Source organism: Litoreibacter ponti, assembly GCF_003054285.1.
Taxonomy (GTDB): domain Bacteria; phylum Pseudomonadota; class Alphaproteobacteria; order Rhodobacterales; family Rhodobacteraceae; genus Litoreibacter; species Litoreibacter ponti.
Map to the genome: position 1 here is coordinate 2,426,783 of NZ_QBKS01000001.1, position 25,632 is coordinate 2,452,414.

General features: G+C 61.0%; 26 protein-coding genes. 12 read left to right on the top strand and 14 right to left on the bottom strand.

From position 1 onward, the window contains the following. Positions 1-432, bottom strand: coding sequence for a c-type cytochrome (locus tag C8N43_RS12315; RefSeq protein WP_107845883.1), 432 nt, complete (start codon positions 430-432; stop codon positions 1-3). Further along, entirely contained in the window at positions 429-3,377 is a 2,949-nt protein-coding gene (locus C8N43_RS12320) for an error-prone DNA polymerase (protein WP_107845884.1), read from the bottom strand. Before C8N43_RS12320 ends, C8N43_RS12315 begins: the two co-directional genes overlap by 4 nt. A gap of 195 nt (positions 3,378-3,572) precedes the next feature. On the opposite strand from C8N43_RS12320, the gene mtgA reads away from it, so the two are divergent. The 5 genes from mtgA to C8N43_RS12345 all read left to right on the top strand — a co-directional run bounded on the left by mtgA (position 3,573) and on the right by C8N43_RS12345 (position 7,427). Then, complete coding sequence (mtgA, locus tag C8N43_RS12325) at positions 3,573-4,232, top strand: monofunctional biosynthetic peptidoglycan transglycosylase (protein ID WP_245912987.1); 660 nt, start codon at positions 3,573-3,575, stop codon at positions 4,230-4,232. Between the two features lie 57 nt (positions 4,233-4,289). Beyond that, positions 4,290-4,955, top strand: coding sequence for an FtsZ-binding protein FzlA (fzlA, locus tag C8N43_RS12330; protein ID WP_107846351.1), 666 nt, complete (start codon positions 4,290-4,292; stop codon positions 4,953-4,955). Between the two features lie 2 nt (positions 4,956-4,957). Next, the gene (queG, locus tag C8N43_RS12335) at positions 4,958-5,983 is read left to right on the top strand and encodes a tRNA epoxyqueuosine(34) reductase QueG (protein WP_107846352.1); all 1,026 of its coding nucleotides are present in this window, start codon (positions 4,958-4,960) and stop codon (positions 5,981-5,983) included. Next, on the top strand, positions 5,980-6,831 hold the full coding sequence (locus tag C8N43_RS12340) for an SDR family oxidoreductase (protein ID WP_107845885.1): 852 nt from the start codon (positions 5,980-5,982) through the stop codon (positions 6,829-6,831). Before queG ends, C8N43_RS12340 begins: the two co-directional genes overlap by 4 nt. A 98-nt stretch (positions 6,832-6,929) precedes the next feature. Next, complete coding sequence (locus C8N43_RS12345) at positions 6,930-7,427, top strand: L,D-transpeptidase family protein (protein WP_107845886.1); 498 nt, start codon at positions 6,930-6,932, stop codon at positions 7,425-7,427. Here C8N43_RS12345 and dalA read toward each other — a convergent pair. Then, the gene (gene dalA / locus C8N43_RS12350; RefSeq protein ID WP_107845887.1) at positions 7,424-7,933 is read right to left on the bottom strand and encodes a divisome-associated lipoprotein DalA; all 510 of its coding nucleotides are present in this window, start codon (positions 7,931-7,933) and stop codon (positions 7,424-7,426) included. The two genes, C8N43_RS12345 and dalA, sit on opposite strands and share 4 nt — an antisense overlap. A 159-nt stretch (positions 7,934-8,092) precedes the next feature. Here dalA and C8N43_RS12355 point away from each other — a divergent pair, with 159 nt between their 5' ends. Both C8N43_RS12355 and C8N43_RS19730 read left to right on the top strand, forming a co-directional pair. Continuing rightward, the gene (locus tag C8N43_RS12355; RefSeq protein ID WP_107845888.1) at positions 8,093-8,683 is read left to right on the top strand and encodes a L,D-transpeptidase; all 591 of its coding nucleotides are present in this window, start codon (positions 8,093-8,095) and stop codon (positions 8,681-8,683) included. A gap of 156 nt (positions 8,684-8,839) precedes the next feature. Then, on the top strand, positions 8,840-9,016 hold the full coding sequence (locus C8N43_RS19730) for a hypothetical protein (RefSeq protein ID WP_170114422.1): 177 nt from the start codon (positions 8,840-8,842) through the stop codon (positions 9,014-9,016). Positions 9,017-9,067: 51 nt separating this feature from the next. On the opposite strand, the gene rlmN is transcribed toward C8N43_RS19730, so the two are convergent. From rlmN to C8N43_RS12370, 3 genes are all read right to left on the bottom strand, one after another. Then, on the bottom strand, positions 9,068-10,264 hold the full coding sequence (gene rlmN, locus C8N43_RS12360; RefSeq protein WP_107845889.1) for a dual-specificity RNA methyltransferase RlmN: 1,197 nt from the start codon (positions 10,262-10,264) through the stop codon (positions 9,068-9,070). Between the two features lie 41 nt (positions 10,265-10,305). Continuing rightward, positions 10,306-10,920: a Hint domain-containing protein gene (locus C8N43_RS12365; RefSeq protein ID WP_107845890.1), complete on the bottom strand. Its 615-nt coding sequence runs from the start codon at positions 10,918-10,920 to the stop codon at positions 10,306-10,308. A 98-nt stretch (positions 10,921-11,018) separates the two neighbouring features. Further along, positions 11,019-11,549 (bottom strand): invasion associated locus B family protein, encoded by a 531-nt coding sequence (locus C8N43_RS12370; RefSeq protein ID WP_107845891.1) that lies wholly within the window; start codon positions 11,547-11,549, stop codon positions 11,019-11,021. A 166-nt stretch (positions 11,550-11,715) separates the two neighbouring features. Here C8N43_RS12370 and C8N43_RS12375 point away from each other — a divergent pair, with 166 nt between their 5' ends. Beyond that, complete coding sequence (locus C8N43_RS12375) at positions 11,716-12,708, top strand: asparaginase (protein WP_107845892.1); 993 nt, start codon at positions 11,716-11,718, stop codon at positions 12,706-12,708. Here C8N43_RS12375 and C8N43_RS12380 read toward each other — a convergent pair. From C8N43_RS12380 to C8N43_RS12395, 4 genes are all read right to left on the bottom strand, one after another. Further along, positions 12,705-14,861, bottom strand: coding sequence for an ATP-binding protein (locus C8N43_RS12380; RefSeq protein WP_107845893.1), 2,157 nt, complete (start codon positions 14,859-14,861; stop codon positions 12,705-12,707). The two genes, C8N43_RS12375 and C8N43_RS12380, sit on opposite strands and share 4 nt — an antisense overlap. Before the next feature lie 71 nt (positions 14,862-14,932). Continuing rightward, a complete protein-coding gene (locus tag C8N43_RS12385; RefSeq protein WP_107845894.1) occupies positions 14,933-16,108 on the bottom strand; it encodes an acetyl-CoA C-acyltransferase family protein in 1,176 nt (391 codons plus the stop codon). Positions 16,109-16,240: 132 nt separating this feature from the next. Then, positions 16,241-16,531, bottom strand: coding sequence for a hypothetical protein (locus tag C8N43_RS12390; RefSeq protein ID WP_107845895.1), 291 nt, complete (start codon positions 16,529-16,531; stop codon positions 16,241-16,243). 237 nt (positions 16,532-16,768) lie between these two features. Continuing rightward, positions 16,769-17,491: a metallophosphoesterase family protein gene (locus tag C8N43_RS12395; protein WP_245912988.1), complete on the bottom strand. Its 723-nt coding sequence runs from the start codon at positions 17,489-17,491 to the stop codon at positions 16,769-16,771. 218 nt (positions 17,492-17,709) lie between these two features. On the opposite strand from C8N43_RS12395, the gene C8N43_RS12400 reads away from it, so the two are divergent. Then, positions 17,710-18,735, top strand: a complete 1,026-nt coding sequence (locus C8N43_RS12400; RefSeq protein WP_107845897.1) for an NAD-dependent epimerase/dehydratase family protein — start codon at positions 17,710-17,712, stop codon at positions 18,733-18,735. Positions 18,736-18,801: 66 nt separating this feature from the next. Here the strand turns inward: C8N43_RS12400 and C8N43_RS19485 are convergent, their stop codons facing one another. Both C8N43_RS19485 and C8N43_RS12410 read right to left on the bottom strand, forming a co-directional pair. After that, a complete protein-coding gene (locus tag C8N43_RS19485) occupies positions 18,802-19,263 on the bottom strand; it encodes a hypothetical protein (protein WP_146174215.1) in 462 nt (153 codons plus the stop codon). Between the two features lie 55 nt (positions 19,264-19,318). Further along, positions 19,319-19,879 carry a DUF2585 domain-containing protein gene (locus C8N43_RS12410; RefSeq protein ID WP_107845899.1) on the bottom strand — a complete coding sequence of 187 codons (561 nt, stop codon included), beginning with the start codon at positions 19,877-19,879 and terminating at the stop codon, positions 19,319-19,321. 63 nt (positions 19,880-19,942) lie between these two features. On the opposite strand from C8N43_RS12410, the gene C8N43_RS12415 reads away from it, so the two are divergent. Together C8N43_RS12415 and C8N43_RS12420 are read left to right on the top strand one after the other, a co-directional pair. Next, entirely contained in the window at positions 19,943-20,146 is a 204-nt protein-coding gene (locus tag C8N43_RS12415; RefSeq protein WP_107845900.1) for a hypothetical protein, read from the top strand. After that, on the top strand, positions 20,139-21,704 hold the full coding sequence (locus tag C8N43_RS12420) for a hypothetical protein (protein ID WP_107845901.1): 1,566 nt from the start codon (positions 20,139-20,141) through the stop codon (positions 21,702-21,704). The genes C8N43_RS12415 and C8N43_RS12420 overlap by 8 nt, the downstream gene beginning before the upstream one ends. Positions 21,705-21,742: 38 nt before the next feature. Here the strand turns inward: C8N43_RS12420 and serA are convergent, their stop codons facing one another. Beyond that, a complete protein-coding gene (serA, locus tag C8N43_RS12425; protein ID WP_107845902.1) occupies positions 21,743-23,338 on the bottom strand; it encodes a phosphoglycerate dehydrogenase in 1,596 nt (531 codons plus the stop codon). Positions 23,339-23,413: 75 nt separating this feature from the next. Continuing rightward, the gene (locus C8N43_RS12430; protein ID WP_107845903.1) at positions 23,414-24,553 is read right to left on the bottom strand and encodes a phosphoserine transaminase; all 1,140 of its coding nucleotides are present in this window, start codon (positions 24,551-24,553) and stop codon (positions 23,414-23,416) included. Positions 24,554-24,710: 157 nt separating this feature from the next. Between C8N43_RS12430 and serB the strand changes: the two genes are divergently transcribed. Further along, positions 24,711-25,583 (top strand): phosphoserine phosphatase SerB, encoded by an 873-nt coding sequence (gene serB / locus C8N43_RS12435; protein WP_107845904.1) that lies wholly within the window; start codon positions 24,711-24,713, stop codon positions 25,581-25,583. The last annotated feature ends 49 nt before the right edge of the window (positions 25,584-25,632 follow it).

Here is a 25,632-nt window from a genome sequence, read left to right on the forward strand (position 1 = left end):
TCAGTTTTTCTGGCGGAACGTCTTGTGGCAGCTTCCACAGGTCTGTGCGAGGGCGGTGAAGCTTTCGCGAAATTCCGCGTCAGAGCCCAGCTTCAGAGCATCCGCGGCCGCACCCATGTCCTGCGCTTGCGCGGTGAATTCCGGGAAATTCTCCCAGATTGCGGGCAGGGCCTCGCTTTTCGGATCAGTGGCGTTGGCTTCGAACAATCGGATCGTCTCGGTCGCGTGGGCACTGAGATTGGCGGCGCTGGTCCGCGCCTTGCTTGCATCGAACGCCGTCTGGCCCTTGGCCATCTGACCCAGCACTTTCATATCGGCTGCGACTTCTTTCATCAGCTCCATGCGCGCCAAGACCTGCGAGTCCTTGACCCCCTGATGGGCGAAGGCGGCAGAGGCAAGCACGAGAGCGGGGATCAGTATGAGACGTTTCATAATGGCGAGCCTAACCGCGTGGCGGGCTCGGTCAAGCGGGGCGTGCCGGGGGTCAGCCGGTGCCGGATCAGCGCGACCGGGTGGGCGCGCAGGGTCAGGCGCATCGAGACGAAGTCCTCCACCACCTGCTCGCCCAGCGACATGTCGGGCAGGCTGACCTTGGGCTCGAACAGCCCCTCGCCGTCCATATCGCCCGCAAAAAGCGGCAAGGGCGCGTCCCCCTTGATGGCCCGGGCCTGCCACAGCGCATCACGGCGGGACAGGCCGATGCCCGAAAAGGCGTCCGCCTCTGCCAGAATAGTCAGGACGTGGGGCGGGGTGCCGGCCCGACGCCAGACATCCTCGACCGTCAGGTAGCCATTGCCGCGGGCGGCGGTGAGCCAGTTGGCCTCGTCCTCCTTCATCGACTTGATCTGCCGGAAGCCCAGACGCAGGGCCAGCCCGCCCTGGCCGTCCGGCTCGATCGTGCAGTCCCAGTGGCTCTCATTGATGCAGACCGGGCGCACCTCTACCCCGTGCTCGCGGGCGTCCCGCACGATCTGCGCCGGGGCGTAAAAGCCCATGGGCTGCGAATTGAGAAGCGCGCAGGCGAAGATGCCGGGATGGTGGCATTTCATCCAGGACGAGGCATAGACCAGCAGCGCAAAGCTGGCGGCGTGGCTTTCGGGGAAGCCGTAGGAGCCGAACCCCTCAATCTGGCTGAAGCAGCGCTCCGCGAAGTCCGGCGCGTAGCCATTCTGCGCCATGCCCTTGAGAAACCGGGTGCGGAACTCCGACACGTTGCCGTGCTTCTTGAAGGTCGCGAGCGAGCGGCGCAGGCGGTCGGCCTCTTCGGGTGAGAAGCCCGCGCCGATGATGGCGATCTGCATCGCCTGCTCCTGAAAGAGCGGCACGCCCAGCGTCTTGCCCAGCACCTCGCCCAGCGCGTCAGAGGGGAACGAGACCTCCTCCTCGCCGTTGCGGCGTTTTAGGAACGGGTGCAGCATGTCGCCCTGGATCGGTCCGGGCCGGATGATCGCCACCTCGATCACCAGATCGTAGAAAGTGCGCGGCCGCATCCGGGGCAGGAAGTTCATCTGTGCCCGGCTTTCTACCTGAAACACCCCCAGACTGTCAGCGCGGCAGAGCATGTCATAGGTTGCCGCGTCCTCTTGCGGAAGGGTCGCCAGATCGTAGTCCAGCCCCCGGTGCTCACGCATCAGGTCGAACGCCTTGCGCACGCAGCTGAGCATGCCCAGCGCCAGCACATCGACCTTCAGGATGCCCAGCGTGTCGATGTCGTCCTTGTCCCAGCAGATGACGGTCCGGTCCTCCATCGTGGCGTTCTCGATGGGCACCAGTTCGTCCAGCCGACCTTCGGTGATGATGAAGCCTCCGACATGCTGGGACAGGTGCCGGGGAAATCCCTGAATTTCGTAGATCAGCATCAGGGTCTGCATCAGGCGCGTATCGGTCGGATCGAGCCCCAGCTCGCGCATCTTGTCGGGCTCAATGCCGCGCACGGATCCGAAGCCCCAGATCTGGCTGCTGAGCGCGCCGATGCTGTCATCGCTGAGACCCATGGCCCAGCCCACCTCGCGCACCGCGCGCTTGCCGCGGTAGTGGATCACCGTGGCGCACAGCCCCGCCCGGTGGCGGCCGTATTTCTCGTAGATATGCTGGATCACCTCTTCGCGGCGCTCGTGTTCGAAATCGACGTCGATATCGGGCGGCTCGTCGCGGGCCTCTGACACGAAGCGCTCGAAGACCATGGTGCCGATCTCCGGACTGACGGAGGTGACGCCAAGGCAGTAGCAGACCACCGAATTGGCCGCCGATCCGCGCCCCTGGCACAAGATCCCGCGGGAGCGCGCGAAAGCCACGATGTCGTTGACGGTCAGGAAATAGGGCTCGTAGCGGAGCTTGGTGATAAGCGCCAATTCATGCTCTAACATGGCGCGAACCTTCTCTGGCGCGCCGTATTTGTAGCGCCATTTCAGCCCCTCATGGGCGAGGCGGCGCAAGCGCTGCGCCGGGGTCTCGCCGCCGGTCGCCTCGGACGGGTAATCATAGCGCAGCTCGTCGAGCGAGAAGGTGCAGCGCGCGGCAATCTCCGCGGTGCGGTGCACGGCATCCTCATGGCCCTTGAACAGGCGCAGCATGTCCGCCTGCGAGCGCATGCGCTGCTCGGAATTGGTTTGGGCGGCGCGGCCAAGATCGTCGACCTTGATGCCCTTGCGGATACAGGTCAGCACATCGGTCAGGCGACGGCGCTGGCTGACATGCATCATCGGCGCGGCGGACGCGACCGGCTTGATGCCAAGCTGCTGCGCGAGCTTTGCGAGATGGGCAAAGCGCCGTGCGTCCTGACCGCGGTAGTTCGGCGCCATCAACAGATAGACATTCCCAGGAAAGCGGCGCGACAGACGTTCCGCCTGTGACACCCATCCGCCCGCGCCGCGCTGCACCCGCCGCGCCGGTGGCGCAGGGTGGAGGAGCAGGACATTGCCCTGCGCGCCGTCCAGCACATCCGCCAGTGTCAGGTGACACTCCCCCTTCGGGGCCGCAAGCCTGCCCTTGGAGATCAACCGCGTCAAACGCCCCCAGCCCTGTCGATCAATCGGCAGGGCGGTGATCGTCAGGCCATCCATCAGCACCAGCCGACATGCGGGCATCAGCCGGGGGATCGTGGTGACATCGCGCGAGCAGGAGGGCGCAGGGATATGAGCGGGCCTCGGTGGGCCAATCAGACCCTGTTTCGCCTGAACCACCTGCATCTCACGCACCCGGCGCGCGATATCGCGGCATTCGGTATGGGCCCGCACGATCCCCGCCACCGAGTTTTCGTCGGCAATGGCAAAGGCGCCCATACTCATCTCCGCGGCCCGAAGAGCGTATTCCTCGGGATGGGATCCCCCCGTCAGGAAGGTGAAATTGGAGGTGATGTTCAACTCGACAAAGGGCACGGGCGACTCAGGTTTGTTCTTATTTTGTTCGAACCCTTAACTCTGGCCTTCCGGGGTACCATGTCAAGGCTTTGCCGATGCCGCGAATGCGGCTAGAACGGCATGATGGCGAAGGCAGCGAAGACCAGATCCAAACCCCAAAAGACCGCCCGCCCGAAGAGATCGTTCTTCTGGTGGCTCGGGATCGTGCCGATCATGGCCGTCCGCTGGGGCATGCGACTGCTGCTCGCAGCCGTGGTCTTTGTGGTGCTTTGGGTGGCGCTCTATGCGGTCGTGAACCCGCCTACGACGGCCTACATCCTGACCGAAGGCTGGCGGCTTGATGAGACCCGGCGCGAGTGGCGCGACTTCGACACGATTTCATCCCATATGCCCCATGCGATCGTTGCCGCGGAGGACGCAAATTTCTGCAACCATTGGGGCTTCGACATGGCTGCCATCCGCGATGCGCTGGAGGACGGGTCCGGGCGCGGGGCCTCGACCATCTCGCAGCAGACCGTCAAGAACGTCTTCCTGTGGCACGGACGCAACTGGACCCGCAAGGCGCTGGAGGCCGCGATCACCCCGGTCATGGAGGCGATCTGGTCCAAGCGCCGCATTCTCGAGGTTTACATGAACGTCGCGGAGTTCGACGAAGGCATCTTCGGCGTCGGCGCCGCCGCACCGTGGTATTTCGGCGTGGACGCCAAGGATCTGAGCCCCGCGCAGGCGGCAAGACTGGCCGCGATTTTGCCAAATCCGAAAGGGCGGTCGGCCAAGCGACCCTCTGCCTTTGTGCAAAAGCGGGCCCGCGCCATCGCAGCGGGTGCGTCGACAATCCGCGCAGACGGGCGCAACGCTTGTTTCAGCGGTTGAAAATCAGCGCCAAGATTGCCATGACAGGCAGACCGCAGTGACCTGATGGACCGCTCCATGAACCGTCTCTACCACATCCCGCTCTCGCCTTACTGCCGCAAGGTGCGTCTCGTGCTTGCAGAGAAGAAGGTCGAGGTGGAGCTGGTCGAGGAACGCTACTGGGAGCAGTCGGCCGATTTCCTGCAGCGCAACCCCGCAGGCAAGGTGCCGATCCTGAAGATCGACAGTCAGACCTTGAGCGAGAGCCAGGCGATCTGCGAATATCTCGAAGAGGTTCTGCCGGACCCCGCCCTGTTCCCGAAAAAGCCCGAGGACCGCGCCGAGATGCGCCGCCTTGTGTTCTGGTTCGACGACAAGTTCCACCAAGAGGTGACGTCGAAGCTGCTCTACGAGCGGGTGAACAAGAAGATCATGGGGCAGGGATATCCGGAAAGCCGGAACGTGAAGCTCGGCGCGCAGAAGATCAAATATCACATCGACTACATGGGCTGGCTGCTGGATCAGCGGCGCTGGCTGGCGGGCGATCAGATGACCCTGGCTGATTTCACGGCCGCCGCACATTTCAGCTGCCTCGACTACATTCGCGACGTGGACTGGAACCGCAACGCGAACGTCAAGGACTGGTACGCCAAGATCAAATCGCGACCTGCCTTCCGCTCGATCCTTGCGGATCAGGTGCCTGGCTTCCCGCAGCCGCCACATTACTCGGATCTCGATTTTTGAGCCTGAAAGACCGGCTTCGCGATGTCGCGCTGGCGGAAGGGTTCTCGAAGATGGGCGTCTGTCGCCCGGACGCGATCCCGCTGGCCGGGGATCGGCTGAAGCGCTTCATCGACGAGGGGCGGCACGGGGAGATGTCGTGGATGGCGGAGCGGATGGCGTGGCGGGGCGATCCGCAAGCGCTTTGGCCGGAGGCTCGTTCGATCATCATGCTGGCGGAGGTCTATACGCCTGATCACGACCCGCTCGACACACTGACGCTGCGCGACCGCGCCGCCATCTCGGTCTACGCGCAGAACCGGGACTACCACGATCTGGTCAAAAAGCGCCTGAAACGCGTCGGACGGTGGCTGTTGGAGCAGGCGCGCGGCGAAAAGATCAAGGTCTTCGTCGACACCGCCCCTGTCATGGAGAAGCCGCTCGCGCAGGCGGCCGGGCTTGGGTGGCAAGGCAAGCACACCAACCTTTTGGCGCGAGATCTGGGAAACTGGTTCTTTCTGGGCGCCATCTTCACGACGGTGAAATTAGACCCTGATATACCGGAAGACGAGAATTGCGGGTCCTGCCGCGCATGTCTCGACATCTGCCCGACTGATGCCTTCCCTGCACCGTTCCAGCTGGATGCCCGGCGCTGCATCTCATATCTGACGATTGAACATAAGGGACCGGTTGCACCGGAGTTGCGCGCAAAAATGGGCAATCGCATCTATGGCTGCGATGATTGTTTGGCCGTGTGCCCGTGGAACAAGTTTGCGCAGGACGCGACCGAGATCAGATACGCCGCGCGAGAGGATCTTCGCGCGCCGAATTTGGGCGAGCTAGCATCGCTTGATGATGCCGGGTTCCGCACGAAATTCTCAGGTTCGCCGATCAAGCGGATTGGCCGGGACCGTTTCGTGCGCAACGTGCTCTACGCGATTGGAAACTCGCAAACACCCGCCCTGGCAGAGGCCGCGCGGCGTCTCACGGATGATCCTGACCCCACGGTGGCCGAGGCCGCGCAATGGGCGATCGAAAGGCTCGCTTCATGAACCATCTTCTCAGCTTCGGGCATGGATATTCCGCACGCGCTTTGAGCAAGCTGTTGTCCCGTAAGGAGTGGACCGTCACCGGGACAACGCGGTCTGATGAGAAGGCGTACGCGCTGCGGGCAGAGCATGTGTCGCCGGTCATCTGGCCCGGCACCGATCTGACACAGTCCTTGGACAGCGCGACACATCTGCTGGTCTCCGCCGGGCCGGATGCGCAGGGCGATCCAGTCTTGCGCGAGCTGCGGGACAGAATAGCAAAACGAGCCGATCAATTCGCGTGGGTTGGTTACCTTTCAACAACAGGTGTCTATGGCGATCACAACGGCGGGTGGGTCGACGAGGCCACGCCCCTAACGCCCTCCACCACGCGTGGCCAGCTGCGGGTCGAGGCTGAAGCAGAGTGGCAAAGCATCCCCGGACTGCCGCTGCACATCTTCCGGCTCGCTGGGATCTACGGCCCGGGTCGGGGGCCATTTGCCAAGGTTCGGGCCGGGACCGCGCGGCGAATCATCAAGAGGGGACAGGTGTTCAGCCGCATCCATGTCGATGATATTGCAAAGATCCTGAAGGCGTCGATCGACCGCCCAAATCCCGGCGCAGTTTACAACCTATGCGATGATGATGCAGCGCCGCCTCAAGACGTCATCGGCTACGCGGCAGAGCTTTTGGGATTGCCGCTTCCGCCCGCCGAGGATTTCGAGACCGCAGACATGAGTGCGATGGCGCGGAGCTTTTATGCGGAGTCCAAGCGCGTTCGAAATGACCGGATCAAGGACGAGCTGGGGGTTGAATTGATCTACCCCGACTACAAGACGGGGCTGCGCGCCCTGCTCGCCGCAGAGGCCTAGCACCGCTGCAACACAAGCGCGTCAGCACGCGCAAAGTGGATTCCTTAGATCGCGGATACGCGCTATCGTCGCAAAAAAATATTGGGACGGTAACTCCAATGCGTTCAGTGCTCTTCCGCGGCCTTTTACTTGCCGTGCTGCTGGCCTTATCGGCCTGCTCGTCGAAGTTCATCACCTATAACGGACCCGAGGTCACCAAGATCGAGGTTCACAAGGACGCGCGCGTGATGAAGCTGTTTCACGGCAACCGGCTTTTGAAGCAGTTCGATGTCGAGCTTGGCTTCGGTCCCACGGGTCACAAGGAATTCGAAGGGGACGGCAAGACGCCAGAGGGCCGCTACCTGATTGATCGGCGCAATCCGAACAGCTCTTTCTACCTGTCGCTTGGTATCTCTTATCCGAACGCGCGTGACATCGCGTATGCGAAATCGCTTGGGAAATCACCCGGTGGCGATATCTTCATTCATGGTCAGCCGAACCTCGTGGGCCCCAGGGGTCCGGATTGGACTGCCGGTTGCATCGCCGTCTCGAACAAGGAGATGCGCAAGATTTACGCGATGGTGCGTAATGGCACGGTGATCGACATCTTCCCCTAGGTGCCAGTCACCAGGGTCCACCAGATCTTGCCATTAGGCTCTTGGAACCACGAGAAGCCGAGATTGCGCGCGCGCGGTGAGAGAACCACATCACGGGTCGACTTCATTTCCATCCACGCGGCCAACGTCTCGGACTCGTTCTCGTAGGTCTCGGAGATGTTCTCGCCGATCAGCTGGCCCGTGTAGCCGACCCGGGCCACACGATCGAGCGGCGAGGAGCCGTCAGAGCCGAAATGCCACGGGCGGTTTTGCACCGACATATCGCGCGCATGGGTGGCGGCAGCGGCTGTGAGCTTTGCATCAAGCTGCAACGGTTGCTCACCCGCGGCGGTACGCAGGGCGTTCACCGAATCGAGCACCCGGAACTGAATCTTGGCCGTGTCTGCATTCTTGATCCGGTAGACGCGCGGCAAAGGTTTTCCATCCGGCCCGACCGATGGCGGCGGGGGCGTACAGGCCGCAAGCGCAAACATCGCGGAAAACAGGAGGATAAACAGTCTAGCCATGTTCCAGGTCCTTCGGAATTTTGACAATGCTTAGACCGAACCTCGGAGGGGTTCAAACACAGTGGTGGGAATCAGCCGATCTGTCTCGGGTTTGAATTGTGATTGAGGCATTCTCGCCATATTATCACACCGAAGATTAACTCAAGGAGGGTAGATTCCATGAGCGATACATCCCGTTTCGGCCTGAGCCGCCGCCGTTTTCTGCTGAGCGCCGCCGCAACAGGTCTGGCCGCACCGGCCTTGGCGCAGAACACCACACTGCCGCTGGGCGACGACGAGCCGGAGTTCGCGCGGCGCAACATCTCCAGCTTCCGTGCGCTGGACTGGCAGCCGTATTTCAGCAATCTCAACAAGGGCGCGATCCTGGTCGATATCGACAGCCGCGCCCTGCACATGTGGACCGAGGATGGGCAGTATAACCTGTACCCGTCTTCCGTTCCGCTGTCAGAGGACCTGACCCGTCGCGGGCGCACCAGCGTTATCCGCAAGGTCGATGGCCCCACATGGAGCCCGACGCCCGCAATGAAGAAGCGCAATCCGGAATGGCCCGATTTCGTGCCGGCCGGCCCCGACAATCCGTTGGGCACGCATGCGCTCTATCTGACGTGGACCTACTACCGAATCCACGGCACCCACGATACGCGCAAAATCGGGCGCAGATCGTCCAATGGCTGCATCGGGCTGTTCAATGAACACATCGCCGAAGTGTTCGGACGGACGCAAATCGGCACCCAAGTGTTGCTAATTTGACGACATTCGGGCGTTTCGAAATCCCCCACCAATGCCGTCGCATTGAACTCCATCGGGATAGATGGTTATAGGATGTGACGAGATACTGTCTTGGGTGTCTGTGGATGGGCCAGATAGTCTAGGCTCAGCAGACGTATCTTGGAAGGATATATAAAGATGAAAAAAATCGCACTTGCTACCGCATTCACGCTGGCCGCTTCCACCGCATTCGCTGGCGGCCTGTCGGACCCGATCATCGAAGAGCCGGTCATCGTTGAAGAGACCTCCTCCTCGGCTGGCGGCATTCTGATCCCGCTGCTGTTCCTCGTTCTGGTTGCAGCCGCTGCTTCCTAAGTTCGACGCGAACATCTGAATTCGAAAGGGCGGCCCCAGTGGCCGCCTTTTCTATGTCTGGGGCGTGGCGATGCCCGCTTCGGCCTCGATCTGCTTGCGTGATTTGCGCGCCCGCTCGGTTGCGGACTTGAGCTGTCCGCAGGCCGCCATGATGTCTTCGCCCCGCGGCGTGCGGATCGGCGAGGCATAGCCAGCCTTGTAGATGATATCGGCAAACTTCTTGATCCGGGCCCAGTCAGAGCGCTGATAAGGCGCGCCGGGCCATTCGTTGAATGGGATCAGGTTGATCTTGGCCGGGATGCCCTTGATTAGCTTGATCAACCGCCGCGCGTCCTCGTCGCTATCATTTACGTCCTTCAGCATCACATACTCGAAAGTGATGCGTTCGCTATTCGACAGCTTCGGATAGGCACGCAACGAGTCCAGCAGCGCCTCGATGTTCCAGCGCTTGTTGATCGGCACCAGCTTATCGCGCACCTCGTCCGTCGTCGCGTGGAAGGAAATCGCCAGAAGACAGCCGATCTCTTCGGCGGTCTTCGCAATCTCTGGCACGACGCCGGAGGTCGACAAGGTGATCCTGCGGCGCGACAGGCTGATCCCTTCGGGGTCCATCGCGATCTTCATCGCGTCGCGCACGTTGTCGAAGTTGTACAGCGGCTCGCCCATGCCCATCAACACGATGTTGGACAGCAGGCGCGTCTCATCCTTGGGGTTCCGCCCGGGTTCCGGCCACTCGCCAAGATCATCGCGGGCCAGCATCACCTGGCCGATGATCTCGCCCGCCGTCAGGTTGCGCACCAGTTTCTGCGTGCCGGTGTGGCAGAACGAACATGTCAGGGTGCACCCGACCTGGCTGGAGATGCACAGAGTGCCACGCCCTTCTTCGGGGATGTAGACGACCTCGACCTCGTGGCCGCCAGCGATGCGAACCAGATATTTGCGGGTTCCATCATCAGACACCTGACGGGTGACAACTTCGGGCAGCGCGATTTCAAACTTTTCGGCCAAAAGGGCGCGGTAATCCTTCGACAGATTTGTCATCGCATCGAAATCGCGCACGCCTTTCTGATAGATCCACTGCCAGACCTGCCCCACCCGCATCTTCGCCTGCTTCTCGGGCGTGCCTGCGGCAATCAGCGCCTCGCGCAAACCCTCACGGGTCAAACCCACGAGGTTGACCTTGTCGCTGTCCGGCAGCTTGCGCGGAATAGTCAGCATGTCTTGCGTGATCGGGGCGGTGGCGGACATCTTGGGCCTCTGGGCTCGGGAAGGCCGTGAATTACACCAAATCAGTGCAAAGGGAAAGCTGCGGCCTGCGCGTGTGAAGGGACATGGGGACGCAGCAGGTTCGTTGCAAGCCGGGCTTCTTCTACCGAGAGCGCCGGGCGTGTGGTTGTCTGGCAGCCGGGGCCAAGATCAAGGGCCAAGTTCCCACAATAAAGCAGGTGGCGCTTCATGAAGCCGAGCGACACGTAAGTCACCCCGCGCAAGCCCGACACCCGCTCGATCCCGGCGACGCCGACAAGGTCCCGTGCGGCGACCAGAACTTCGCGCGATGCGAAGAGCACATCAAACATCCGGTGGCGCAGCGCGATCTGCTGGCTAGGGGCGAGGTAGATATCCTGACCGGGGCGTTCATGCCCGAAAGCACCCGGCGGCACGCGGATCGGCGACAAGTCCGGACTGCTCTCCAGATCGGCGTCGCGGAAGGCAATGCATTTCACCACCTGCATGCCTAGGTCCTTAGTCAGCACGCGGTCACCCGATTTCAGCTCTTCGATCGGCCGCTTGCCGGTGCTGGTCATGACCGGCGTTCCGACGGTCAGACCTGCGGCGCTCAAGCGCACAAGCGCCGGTTTCGCCTGTGCAGGCAGTTTGACGACCGACGAACGTGATAGGGTCATATGTGCTGCCTTCCGGCCGGGTGATCCCGGCTCTTGTCGTTTGGATCACAAGGGGGCCTTGGCAGCCGGCACCCCTTGCGTTTGAAAATCAGATCTTGCTACGCGCCGCAGCGCTTTGCGGCATCTTCGAGGGCCGCAGTGAAGCCCAGAAGAGAGAACGTGTCTTTCGTGGTCGTCCCCCGACGCGATTGTCCCGTGATCACGGCGTTTGCCCCACGCTTCATGGCCGCGATAATCTTGTTGTCATCCGCGGGTGTCGGTGCCCAAGCCGTCTCGCCGCTGGTGAACAGCTCGTACTGACCATCACCGATCTGGAGGCTGACCGTCGCGCCGTCGGGGTAGGGGTATCCGCCGGTGAAGGACACTTCGCCCAGCTTGCCCGATCCGGGCCAGTAGCTCACGAACATCAAGGTGTCGCCGCGGGTCACGGCCACAACGCGGCCTCCCTTGGTGTTGACGGTTTCCTTGGGGCTCGACACGACCCAGCATTGTGTCGGGTTGTCCTCCACGAACACGCTCCAGTCGGTCTTTGACGCAACACGGTTGGTGGATTGTTCCTGAGCGAAGGTTGGCCCAGTGGCCAGGACGATTGCCGCAGCAACGGCAACGCTTTTCAGCACGTAATTCATGTGTTCCACAGCTCCAGCTGTCTCTGCCTCTTCATACGCCGGGTGGCCCTTTTCAGGCTCGATTTGAACCGGCGCAACTTCATTATCTCGATTGCCAAACTTTAGCCCAGAAGTCATGTCTGGGGGAAGGCCCATTGGCGGATTTTCGCTTTATGAGGAGGCGTCTATGACACAGCCCATCCCGATGCTCGAAATCTGGCGTGGAGACTTGCTTGAATCGCAACATCTTGGCCATGCCGTTGTCTGTGATAGCAGCGGTCAAGTGGTTGAAAGCTGGGGTGATGACGAAAAGGTGATCTACCCGCGGTCGTCATGCAAGATGCTGCAAGCCCTACCCCTGATCGAAAGCGGCGCGGCAGACGCATTCGGGCTCTCGACCGAGCAGTTGGCGCTCGCCTGTGCATCGCATCAGGGCGCGGCCATTCACACAGATCGGGTCGATGCGTGGCTCAGTGATCTGGGCCTGACCGAAGCTGCGTTTTGCTGTGGCCCACAGGAACCAAACGACATTCCGGCCCGTGATGCGCTCATTCGGGCCGGGGAGGCGCCGGGTCGGCGACACAACAACTGCTCCGGCAAGCATTCCGGGTTTTTGACCCTTGCGAAACACCTTGGGGCGGGTCCGGACTACGTGAACATCGACCTCCCTGTTCAGCGCGCCGTCAAAGCCGCGTTCGAGGAAATGGTCGAAGAAAACTCGCCCGGCTACGGAATCGACGGATGCTCCGCCCCAAATCACGCCTGCACAGTCACAGGGCTAGCCCGGGCCATGGCAAAAATGGCGGCCCCTTCGGGCGGCGGCACGCGGAGTGCGGCCTGCGAGCGGCTGGTGAGCGCCATGGGGGCGCATCCCGATCTTGTCGCGGGCGAGGGACGCGCCTGCACCGAGCTGATGCGTGCGATGGACGGAAAAGTCGCGATCAAAACCGGGGCAGAGGCCGTATTCGTCGCGATCCTTCCCGAGCAAAAGTTGGGGATAGCCTTGAAAGTTGCCGATGGCGGCACCCGCGCGGCCGAAGCGGCCATTGCTGCCCTCCTTGTCAAATACGGCGCGCTGAATGCGGAGCATCCGATGGCCCTAAAGTTTATGCATGGCCCGATCCGCAACTGGGATGGACTGAAAACCGGCCACATGAAGATCGCTGCCGGTTTCGCCTAATCCTCGAACGGGGCGGTGTCCTTCGGCGCAAGCTCCCGGATTAGGGCATGGATTTCCGCCTTCTTCAGAGGTTTGGTCAGGTAGTGGCTGATGCCCGCCTCCCGGATACGGCCTTCGTCGCCTTCCATCGCGTGAGCCGTCATTGCGATAAGTGGCAATGGATCTTCTCCGCGCTCGGTCTCCAGTTTGCGGATCGCGCGACTGGCCTCCATTCCGTCCATCTCGGGCATTGAGATGTCCGTGAAGACGAGGTCAAAGTCGCCGTCGTTGAAGGCCTCGACAGCCTTTAAGCCGTTATCGACCAAGGTCAGCTCCATATTTACGCCCTTGAGCATCTTCCGAAAAACGAGCTGGTTGGTTTTGTTGTCTTCTGCTGCGAGGATGCGAAGGGGCCGCAAGACCTTGGACTCCTTCTGCACCACCGCACCGGCTTTTTCCGAAGCCGCCATGAGGCAACTGAACAAATCCTGACGGTGAAAAGGCTTTTTGAGCGTCTCGACGCCCTTCGGGACCTTGACCACATCCGACGGGCCGAGCATCGCGATCATCGGCGTATCGGGGAAAACCTTGCCAAGTTCACCAAGCGTCGAGGTCCCGTCCGACAACTCACCATGATGGCCGACAAGGATCACGTCGGGCGTGCTGTTCTTCTTCTTTTCCAACACGGATTTCACGTGCGGCATCACTTCGACATCGAGCCCGAGCAGGCCGACTTGCCGGGTCAGAATATCCAGATCCATCGCGTTGGGTTCGATCACCATTACGGACTTCAAACTCTCTGGCAGCACATTGGGCGGCCGCTCCGCGTCTGTGACGACCGGAAGGTTGATCGAGAAGCCAAAACATGCGCCCTCGCCCTTTTGCGAGCTGATCCAGACCTCGCCACCCATCTGTTCAACCAGTTTGCGCGTAATCGCGAGACCTAGACCGGTGCCCTCATATTTGCGGTTCGCCTCATCTTCGATCTGGTTAAATTCGCCGAAGATGTGTTCAACCATCTTGGGCTCAATCCCGATCCCGGTATCCTCGACCGTGAGGTGCAGCTGACAGTCGCCGTTCTCGCCGGGAATGCCGACGACGCGGATCAGAACGTACCCGTCATCGGTGAACTTCACCGCATTGCCGACAAGGTTTGTCAGGATCTGGCGCAACCGGCCCGGATCGCCGATGAACTCCGCAGGCAGAAACTGATCGTAGTCGATCTGGAAATCGAGCCCCTTGCGTTGCACGGTCGGCTCGACGATCAGGCCCACGTCCTGCACCAGCCGTTCCAGATCGAAGGGTTGCGGCTTCAGCTCGATCTTCTCGGCTTCGATCTTGGAGAAATCCAGAACGTCATTGATGATTTCCAACAGGGCTTCGCCGGAATTGCGGATCGTCTGCGCGTACAGCTCGTTTTCCTCGTCCAGGCCGTTTTCGAGCAGAAGATCGGCCATGCCGACCACACCGTTCATTGGCGTGCGCAGCTCGTGGCTCATCTTTGCGAGGAAGGCGGATTTGGCGCGGTCGGCGGCGCGCGCCTTGTCGCGCGCGTCTCGCAATTCGTCTTCGCGCAGGATCGTGTCGGTGATGTTCATCGCCATGGATACGATTCCGCCGTCAGATGTGCGGCGGTCCATCATCTTCACATACACCCCGTTGTAAAACCGGAGCGTCACGGGCTCGATCTCGCCCGCGGACCACCGGTCAAGCATCATCTGAAGCCAATCGTCGGGATCGCTGCCCTTCAGATCAACGATCCCCTCGTCGACGCTTAGATCGAGAATAGTCTTGTAGTTGCAACCCGGCCCAATGCCTGCGGCGCCTTCGAAGATGGCAAGGTAAGGCGGGTTTGCCGCGACCAGATTGAGCCGCGCGTCATAGAGCGCGAAGCCGTCCTTGATCGTATCGACGGCGTCCCAAAGCAGCCGTTCCACCGCCACGACTTTATGGTTCGCGGCTTCCAGATCCTGACTGACGCGATCCTTCTCGCCTGCAAGTTCGGCCACGACCTTGCGCTGGTCGACGATCTGGCCCGACAGCGACAGAGCATGGGCCGAGAGCTTGCGATTGGCGGCAACAAGCTCTGCGCTTTTTTGCTCCAACAGCCGCTCGGCCGCGAGGCGCGCACGGCGCTCCGCCATGATCTCACTGTCGCTCGGCGCGTGTTCCATCAGGGTCCGATTCGTGTGTCTGCTTTGCGCGTACACTCGTCGAACAAAATGAAAACACGCTTAACGCCGGATCAGACCCGCTCGATAGCCAGCGCGATGCCCTGCCCGCCACCGATACACATGGTGATCAGGGCCTTGGAGCCCCGAATGCGCTCGAGCTCGTAAAGTGCCTTTACCGTGATGATCGCCCCCGTTGCACCGACCGGGTGACCCAACGCGATAGCACCACCGTTCGGGTTCACTTGGGCGGGGTCGAACCCGAGTTCCTGGCTGACCGCAAGCGCCTGCGCCGCAAACGCTTCGTTTGATTCGATGACATCGAAGTCCGACGCCTTGAGCCCGGTTCGCTCCAACAACTTTTGAACCGCAGGGACGGGACCGATGCCCATCACCTCCGGTCGGACACCGGCATGGGCGTAGCCGAGGACGCGCGCACGTGGGGTCAGGCCGGACGCGCGCGCGGCGGCCTCAGATGCCAAGACCACGGCACCGGCACCGTCGTTGATACCGGAAGCATTGCCAGCCGTGACGGAGCCATCTTTCTGGAACACCGCGCGCAATCCTGCCAGCGCCTCAAGAGAGGTCGCCTTGGGGTGCTCGTCCGTGTCGAACGCAACCATGTCGCGCTTCACACGTACCTCAATGGGCGTGATCTGATCGGCAAAGCGGCCTTCTGCGATCGCTTTTGCCGCGCGTTCCTGGCTTTCCATCGCAAACGCATCCTGCATCTCGCGGGTGATGCCATGCTCTGCCGCGACATTCTCCGCCGTTACGCCCATGTGGCCGGTTCCGAATGGGCAGTTCAACGCACCGAGCATCATATCCTGCGCTCCTGCGTCGCCCATTTTCTGACCCCAGCGCGCTTGCGGCAGGATGTAGGGTGAGCGGCTCATGTTCTCCGCGCCGCCAGCAAGGCCAAATTCGGCGTCGCCCAGCGACAGCGACTGGATCACGGACACGATGGCCTGCACCCCGGACCCGCAAAGGCGGTTCACGTTCATCGCTGGCACCGTGTCGGGCACACCTGCCTGCATGGCAGCGGCACGGGACAAATACATGTCGCGGGGTTCGGTGTTGATCACATGGCCGAAGGCCACATGCCCGATTTGATCCGGGGCGACGCCAGCGCGCTCCATGGCCGCTTTCGATACGGCTGCGCCAAGATCAATGGGGGCGGTCGCGGCGAGCGCGCCGCCAAAGGTGCCGATTGCGGTGCGCGCGCCGCTTAGGATCATAATGTCGGTCATGGGTCAGTTCCTCCTGATATCGCGGAAACCCTAACCGAAAACACATGTGTGCACGCTATGACGTTGCGTATGGCGCACGCAAAAAGGCCCCTCCGGACGGAGAGGCCTTCGATCATTTTGGATTGGGGTGGCTTAGAACTGCACGCGCTCGGCAGCAGAGTCGTTGCCCAGCGCAAAGAAGGCCTGCACGTTGCGGCTCACTTGCGGGTTCTGGTCGACGACGATGTTACGCTCGGCGGAGCTGTCCTTGGACGCGACGAAGATGTCGAGCGCCTCGGAGATGTCGCCGGTGGAGGTTTCGCTGACGGTCCGCTCTGCGGCAGATTCGTTGCCCAATGCGAAGAAGGCCTTGGCGTTGTTCACGTCTGCAAATGCAGGGGCAGCGACGGTCAGGGCGATGACGGATGCGATGATGGTTTTCATTTGGGTGTACTCCAGTAGATCGTTTGTTTTCTGTCGGCGTTGTGCCGTTTGATGAGTTGAATATGGAGCTCTGCCTGATCACACTCAATGAACAGGCGCGTGATAGATCTGCATAATTGGTGCATCAGCGCACGGATTTGGTGCGGTCCCGATCAGTGGATCACAGGGTCGTCAGATCGGCTCACAGCGGCGCGAGAGAGACATCCATCTGGACCGTCGAAGCGTAAAAAGCGTCCGTTAAGTCGGGAGGGTCTGCAAAAAGTCGACGCGACCATCCGGTAGAATCACCGCGGTAGACAGAAGCCCGGTCTCATAGGCTCCGGTGTCGACCGAGATACGCCCATCCCCCATTGAAGGGTATTCGACAACCGTGTGTCCATGGGCAACCCAAGTGCCATCGCTGCGTGCGCGCGTCAGGAACTCCGGGTGGCCCCAAAGAAGCACGCGGGTCGATTGGTCTTCCAGCGCGCGGCCGGGATCCGCCCCAGCATGGGCGACCATAAGATTGCCGGATCGAATAGAGGTCGGGCGCGCCCGCAGCCACGTCCACAAATCATCACCCAGCGCTGCCCGTAGCTCGGGCCCGATGGTAATGGCGGCGTCCTGCCATTCCGGCTCTTCGGGCAGCTCAAGCCCGAAACTGCGCAAGGTCTGCGCGGCGCCATTGCTGAACCAACGTTTGTACCGAGCCGATGGCGCGTCGACAAAGTCGACCATCATCTGCTCGTGGTTGCCAAGCAGGCAGCTCACATTGTCGGGAAATTCCTGTGTCAGCTCCTGCAGGCGGCGCAGAACGGCGGCACTTGACGGACCACGATCGATATAGTCGCCCACGAACACCAGCCTCGGGTCGCGCATGTCCAACGCGCCGATCACCTGGTCGATCTGCTCCAGCATCTGCTCCAGCAAAGACAGGCTGCCATGGACATCACCTACCACGAAATGCGGGGCGTCAGGCATTGGTCGATCTTGTGTTGGTGGCGTTGAGGTCGAAAGGCTTTTTGACGCCTTTCTCGACAACAAGCCGCGCAGGAGGTTCATGCAACGCTCTCCGGATCTGCTCTCACGTTCTACAGTTGGCCGCTGGACCGACGAATGCAAGGGAAAGCCTGCGCTTCCCCTTTCACCTGCGCGGCTATATGCCGGAGCAAGGCGCTCGCACGGCAAGGAGTAGAGGCATGGCACAAGAAACGCGGACGGCGCTTGTTACCGGATCGGCCGGGTTTATCGGCTACCATATCAGTGCGCGCCTGCTGGCCGACGGCTTCAAGGTGATCGGGTTTGACGGGATTTCGGACTACTACGATGTGCATCTGAAACACCGCCGTCACCAGATGCTGTCGCAGTCGCCTGGCTTTCACGCGGTCGAGGGCCTGCTTGAGACCGACGGTTTGCTCATGGATCTGGTATCCGAGCACAAGCCTGATGTGGTCATCCATCTCGCGGCCCAAGCAGGGGTCCGTTGGTCGATTGAAAACCCGCGCGCCTATGTCGATTCCAATCTGATCGGCACGTTCAACATGCTGGAGGCGGTGCGGGCCAATCCCTGTGCGCATCTCTTGATGGCCTCGACCTCCTCCATTTACGGAGCAAACACGGACATGCCCTACGCCGAGACCGACAAGGTCGACACGCAGATGAGCTTCTATGCCGCGACCAAGAAGGCGAACGAGGCGATGGCGCATTCCTACGCCCATCTCTACGACCTGCCGACAACGATGTTTCGGTTCTTCACCGTGTACGGTCCCTGGGGGCGGCCGGACATGGCCCCCATCAAGTTCACCAAGCGGATCGTCGCGGGCGACCCGATCGACATTTACAACCACGGCGATATGCGCCGGGACTTCACCTACATCGACGATCTGGTGGAAGGCATCCGGCTGCTGGTCGATACCCCGCCGGTGCGCCCAGCCACTAAGGATGAAATTGCCAAGGGCGACAGCCTGTCCCCGGTGGCCCCTTGGCGCGCTGTGAATATCGGGAATGGAGAGCCGATCCAGTTGATGGACTTCATCAAAGCCATCGAAAACGCGCTTGGCATCGAGGCGAAGAAAAACTTCATGGACATGCAACCCGGCGACGTACCCGCAACCTGGGCGTCAAATGATCTGCTCAAAACGCTGACAGGGTATACGCCCAAGACCGATGTGAGGACGGGCGTTCAGAAGTTCATCGCGTGGTATCGCGACTACTACCAAGTCTAACGAAAATGGGCCCCTCCTGATGGGGAGGCCCGTTTTGAGCGGTCAGGGAAGGGACCGTTCGGGGGATTACTTGGCGATACGCTCTGCGGCGGAATCGTTGCCTTTGGCGAAGAAGGCCAGAATGCCGGAGGGCGCTTTCGTTGCCACGTCTGCGGTGACTTCAACCTGGCTTTCAGCGGGCGATGCGTTGGCGGATGCGCCTTTGACCTGAGCTGCAAAGACATTGCCGGTCGAGGTTTCGGAGACCGAGCGCTCTGCTGCAGAATCGTTGAAGCTTGCGAAGAAGGATTGTGCGTCGAGCACTTGGGCACTGGCCGGTGCGGCGAGGGACAGGGTCACGAGGGCGGTTGCGATGACGTTTTTCATTTCGATGTACTCCAGTGTATTTCGTTTTATGTTTGCGGCGTGTTGCCGTTTGATGAGATGAATATGCGCCTTGTGATGCTGCGCCTCAATGCGCCGAAATCGTAAAATTAGCTCATTTCTGCGCTTCAGTGCACAATAAGAGTTCAAGCCGGCCCACAGCATCGCGCCCGCGTGAGATGCGGCTCACGTTTCGTGAGATTTCAGAGGATACCGATCCCTAGAACGCGTTCTGCCACTCTTTGACCGACTCGAGCGGATAGAGCAGCATCAAGATATTCAGGGCCAGACCGTCTCGGATCGACGCGATCACCACGAATTCGGCTATCACGATAATCGCGAGGCTCACCCAGACTGGCACGCGACGGGCCAGCCAGAAGCCAAAGAACATCGCCAGGATATCGAAGACCGAGTTCAGAACGCTGTCGCCATAATAGTCGAGCGCGATCGTCACCTCGCGGTAGCGGTTGATGATGGCGTCGGTGTTCTCGACGATCTCCCACGCGGCCTCGATCAGAGTTGCGATGGCCAAGCGCCATCCAATGTCGATCCTGCGCGCCACCAGCCACAACAGGAAATAGAAGATGAAGCCATGCAGGACGTGGCTGGGTGTGTACCAGTCGAACATGTGCTGGGAATTCTCGGAGCTCATCGTCTCGAGATGCAGCAGTTTCACGTAGCCACAGGTGCAATAGGGCACCCGCCCCATCCAGAGCAATATAAGCGCGGTTGCCACAACGATGGCCAGAGTGGCCCAATAAGGAAGGTAGCGACTGGTCATGCGTCGGAGCGAACCATAAGCTGCGCCCACCTGTAAATCAGGACCGCGGCAGGAGGCAGATACATGAGTCATTTTGGTCCCACACGGGGCGAGTTGGTCTTTCGGCTTTGCTTCAGCCTCGCAGGGCTCGCCCTGATGATCTTTGCGCTGGTGTTTCGCGGAGTTGCGGGGATCGCGGCAGTAGAGGTCGTCGGCATCGCTGGCGCATTTTTTGGCGGAACAACGATCTGGTCAGCCTGGAAACTGATGCAGCACCGCGATGACTGATCTGGAACGGGCCGCAGGCCGCTTTGCGCCACTGACCGCTGCAGAGCAAAAGATGATCGAGGAGGCTGCGCGCCCCGAACGCACCACCGTCGGGGACGGCGAGCTGCCCAAGCCCGATGCCACCGCGGCCGAGATCAGGGCCGATCTGATCCGTTTTCTGTTGCTTAACGATGGTGCCTTGCACGACAAGGGCATCCGGCTGCGTGGCGCGCGGATTATCGGCTCGCTTGATCTGCAGGGGTGCGATTGCGGGCGGGACATATCGCTGACGCAATGCGTGCTCGACGGGGCGGTAAACCTGGTGAACGCCCGTCTGCGGGGGCTGCATATCTCGAATTGCCAGATGAAGGACCTGAGTGCCGACAACGCAAGCTTCGCGGGTTCGGTCTATATCAGAGCGGGGTCCGTAGTGACCGGGGAGCTGTCCTTTGCGGGCGCGCGCATCTCGGGCGATCTGCAAATCTGCGACGCTACATTGTCGAGTCCGGACCATGATGCAATCTTCGCGCCCTCCCTGCGGGTCGAGGGGTCGGTCTTTCTAGGCAACTATCCTTACTCCGACACAACGACACATCTTCATGCGACGGGAATGCTGTTTTTCTCGTCCGCGCGGGTCGATCACGACTTCTTCCTGACCAACACCTCAATCTCGCTGGTCGAGGACGGGCTGGGCACGCCGGTCTTTGACCCGACCGAAGAGCATGGCCGCGATATGGCGCTGAGCCTCGCCCGCGCGAAAGTGGGCGGCATCCTGTATCTCAAGGACAATCAGATCAATCGCGGCTTGGTGAATCTGGCGGGCGCACAGGTCGCGCGGCTGAAGGACGAGCCCGCCGGGCCCGGTGCATCCTATCCGATCCGCCTGGACGGCTTTCGCTACGGCGACTTCTCACGCCATGCGGAGACCAAGATCAAAGCGCGGCTTGACTGGTTGGCCCGCACGCCAGAGGCGATGCCGTTTACATCGCAACCTTACGAGCAGCTGGCCTACGTGCTGCAGATGATGGGCCACCGCAATGATGCGCGTACGGTCCTGATGCGCAAGGAACGGCTACTTCGTGAAGAGAACCGGCGATTGATGGGGTCCGGTATGCGCCGCGGGCTGGCTTGGGCGTCAGACGCCTTCCTCCGGCTGACCATCGGTTACGGTTACCGTCCGGGGCGGGCGATCTCGATCGCGATCCTGCTGATCCTCGTTCTGGGCTTCTTCTTCCAAGCGACGTGGAAAGCAGGGGACATGACGCCAAACGCGGCCCCGATCCTTGTCTCGCAGGACTGGATTTCAGCCACGCAAACCCACCCCGAAAACCCGGCCGCTTTCTGGTCGTCGCCCGGCCAGGGCGGGCAGGATTGGGAAACGTTCAACGCGTTCGCCTATGCGGCGGATTTGACGATCCCCATCGTCTCGCTGGGGCAGGAAAGCGCATGGGCACCGTCCACCTCCCGCTCACCCTTGGGCCAGATCGGCTGGTGGGTGCGATGGTTTGCCAAGGCCATTGGCTGGATCGTCACAGCCTTGGCCGCGGGTGCGGTCACCGGGGTCATCCGGAAGGACTAGAAGCGGGGCTCCTTCCGCGCAAAGGAGCCCCGCCTGTCTCAGGCTACTTCAAATTCAAGCGCTTTGACCTGCTGGAACATGCCGGTGGCCTCCAGTTCTTTCAGGATCGGACCTGGCACCGGATCGTCGACATAGAGCAGCGCGATTGCCTCTTTGCCCGCGCCTTCGCGGCCGAGGGTGAAGTTCGCGATGTTGACATTGTGCTTGCCCATGGCCTGGCCAAGCGTACCAATGATGCCCGGCATATCGTTGTTGGTTGTGTAGACCATGTAACGCCCGATCTCGGCGTCGATATTGATACCCTTGATCTGGATGAAGCGCGGCTTGCCGTCAGAGAAGACCGTGCCCGCAATCGAGCGCTCGCGCTGGTCGGTCACCACATTCATCTTGATGTAGCCGTCGAACACGCCCGATTTGTCCTGGGTCGTGGTCGAGATCTTCACGCCGCGCTCTTTCGCAATCACGGGGGCGGAGACCATATTCACGTCTGGGTTCGTGGCTTTCATGATCCCGGCGATGCCCGCACAGTTGAGCGCCTCCAGGTTCATGGAAGAGACCGTGCCGTTATACGTGATCTGGATTTCCTTCATCACCTCGTTGGTCATCTGACCAATGAAGGCGCCAAGGTGTTCTGCCAGCTTCACCCACGGGCCCATGACCTTCGCCTCTTCGGCGGTCACGGAAGGCATGTTTAGCGCGTTTGAAACTGCCCCGGTCAGAAGGTAGTCCGACATCTGCTCCGCCACTTGCAGGGCAACGTTTTCCTGAGCCTCGGTCGTGGCAGCGCCGAGATGCGGGGTCACGACGACATTGGGCAAGTTGAACAGCGGCGACTCGGTTGCGGGCTCTACCGCGAACACGTCAAAGGCTGCGCCTGCGACATGGCCGGATTTCAGCGCCTCTGCCAGCGCGGTTTCGTCAACCAGCCCACCACGGGCGCAGTTCACGATACGCACGCCCTTTTTCATCTTCGCGATGTTCTCGGCAGAGATCATGCCGCGGGTCTTGTCCGTAGCAGGCACATGAAGCGTAATGAAATCAGAGCGTTGGAACAGCTCGTCCAGCTCCACCTTGGTGACGTTCAGCTTCTCGGCACGCTCCTCAGAGAGGAAGGGATCATAGGCGATGACCTTCATCTTCAGACCCACACCGCGCTCGCAGACGATGCCGCCAATGTTGCCCGCACCGATCACACCAAGGGTCTTGCCGGTCAACTCGACCCCCATGAATTTCGACTTCTCCCACTTGCCCGCATGGGTCGAGGCGGACGCCTCGGGGATCTGCCGGGCCACGGCGAACATCATCGCGATGGCATGCTCGGCGGTGGTGATCATATTACCGAAGGGGGTGTTCATCACGATGATGCCCTTCTTCGATGCGGCGGGAATGTCGACGTTGTCGACACCGATGCCGGCGCGGCCGATGACTTTCAGGTTGTCGGCGGCGGCGATCAGTTTCTCGGTCGCTTTGGTGGCCGAGCGGATGGCAAGGCCGTCATATTGGCCAATGATCGACAGCAGTTTCTCTTTGTCTTTGCCCAGCTCGGGCATGAAGTCGACGTCGATGCCGCGGTCACGGAAGATCTGGACGGCGGTTTCAGACAGCTTGTCGGAGACGAGTACTTTGGGGGCCATTTTGGGCGCTCCTCGATGAGTTTTCTACAGGTTGGGATCAGACATGCCGGGCCAAAACCCAACATGTGAAAGAAGTCAGGCGTTGATTTCGGTCTCGAACGCGTAGGCGAGCCAAGGCAGCATCGCCTCGATGTCGGAGGTCTCGACCGTGGCGCCGCACCAGATCCGAAGGCCCGGAGGGGCATCGCGGTAGGCACCGATATCGAGCGCGACATTCTCTGCCTCGAGCCGCTTGGCGATGGCTTTGGCGAAAGCCGCGCCGTCGGTGATGCGGTCGTCGCTGAACTTCAGACAGACAGAGGTGTTCGAGCGGGTCGCCGGGTCCGTTGCCAGAAAATCGATCCAATCATGCGCTTCGACGAAGGCGGTGATCGCCGCCGTGTTGGCGTCGGCCCGGGCGATCATGCCTTGCAGGCCACCCACGGACTTCGCCCAATCGAGCGCGAACAGGTAATCCTCGACACACAGCATGGAGGGCGTGTTGATCGTCGCGCCGGAGAAGATGCCGTCGATCAGCTCGCCGCCCTTTGTCAGGCGGAAGATCTTCGGCAACGGCCATGATGGCGCGTAGCTTTCCAGACGCTCCACCGCTCGGGGTGACAGGATCAGGATACCATGCGCACCTTCGCCGCCCAGCACCTTTTGCCAGCTGAACGTAGTGGCATCCAAACGGTCCCAAGGCAGGTCCATCGCGAATGCGGCCGATGTTGCATCGCAGAGCGTCAAACCGGCCCGTTCGGCAGGAATAGAGTCTTTTGACGGCACCCGAACACCCGAAGTCGTGCCGTTCCATGTGAAGCACACATCGTGGTCGAAATTGACTTGGGCGAAGTCGACGATCTCGCCGTAATCAGCGGTCGTGACCTTGGCGTCGATCTTCAGCTGCTTGACCGCGTCGGTCACCCAGCCGGAGCCGAAGCTTTCCCATGCGAGCATCTCCACTGGGCGCTCTCCCAGCAGGTTCCACATGGCCATCTCATAGGCACCAGTGTCGGACGCCGGCACGATGCCGATCTTGTAGTCGGCGGGAATACCAAGGATCTCGCGGGTCGTCTCGATCGCGGCCTTTAGCTTTTCCTTACCGATGGCGGCACGGTGCGAGCGACCCAAAGGCGCGTCAGCCAGCTTTTCGAGAGTGAATGTCGGGGGTTTGGCACAGGGGCCACTGGAAAAACGCGGATTAACCGGCCGCGTGGCCGGAGCAGTGGTGCTCATAGTGTGTATCCTCACAGATATATGCCCTTCGTTGGGGAAGGGTGTCCCACCTGCGGGAATAACGGGGGCTCAGCGCTTCCACAACAGCGAAAACGCGTCTATAGCGCCGCTTGATCGGTTTTTTCCGACATGCCTGACACGATAGGAAACCTGCCCCATGTTCGTCGCCACGCTGCTGACCGCCCCGTCCACTCCGGTCTTGGAGGGCGCGCTGATCGAGTCCCTGCGCAACGCCTGGGGTGGCGGCGAAGGCAACTGGCTGATGCCAGATGTGGCGGCCGAGTTCGCGATAGAGCGGCGTCCCGACAATTTTGAGACGGTCTGGGCAGACCTGCAAAACATGCAGATCGATCTTGTCGTGCAACCGTTCGAAGGTCGCCGCAAGAAGATGCTGCTGGCCGATATGGACAGCACAATGATCCAGCAGGAGTGTATCGACGAGCTTGCCGCTGAGGCAGGTGTGGGTGAGCGCGTAGCCGATATAACCGCCCGCGCAATGAATGGAGAGCTGAATTTTGAAGCTGCCCTGATGGAACGTGTCGGGCTGCTGAAAGGGCTCGATTGCGGTGTGATAGATACTGTTTTGAACTCTCGGATCACCTACATGCCCGGCGGAAAGACGCTTCTAGCGACGATGAAGGCGAACGGCGCTCACGCCGCGTTGGTCTCTGGCGGGTTCACGGCGTTCACGGCCGCTGTCTCCGCCGAATTGGGCTTCGACGAGAACCGGGCGAACACGTTGATTGTCGCGGACGGGAAATTGACCGGAGAGGTCGGCTTGCCGATCCTCGGGCGCGACGCCAAGGTCGCGGCGCTCGAACAAATCAGCGCTCGGCTAGGCATCTCGGAGGCGGATGTCATTGCAGTGGGCGACGGGGCGAATGATCTGGGCATGCTGCAGCGTGCCGGCGCGGGCGTTGCGCTTCATGCGAAGCCATCGGTGCAAGAGCAGGCCCAAATCCGGGTTAACCACGGCGATCTGACGGCCCTGCTCTTTCTACAGGGATACGCGTCATCCGAATTTGTTTGACACGCCTCCCGCGACCGGCTCAAGTTGACCTTAGGTTAACTTAAAGCAT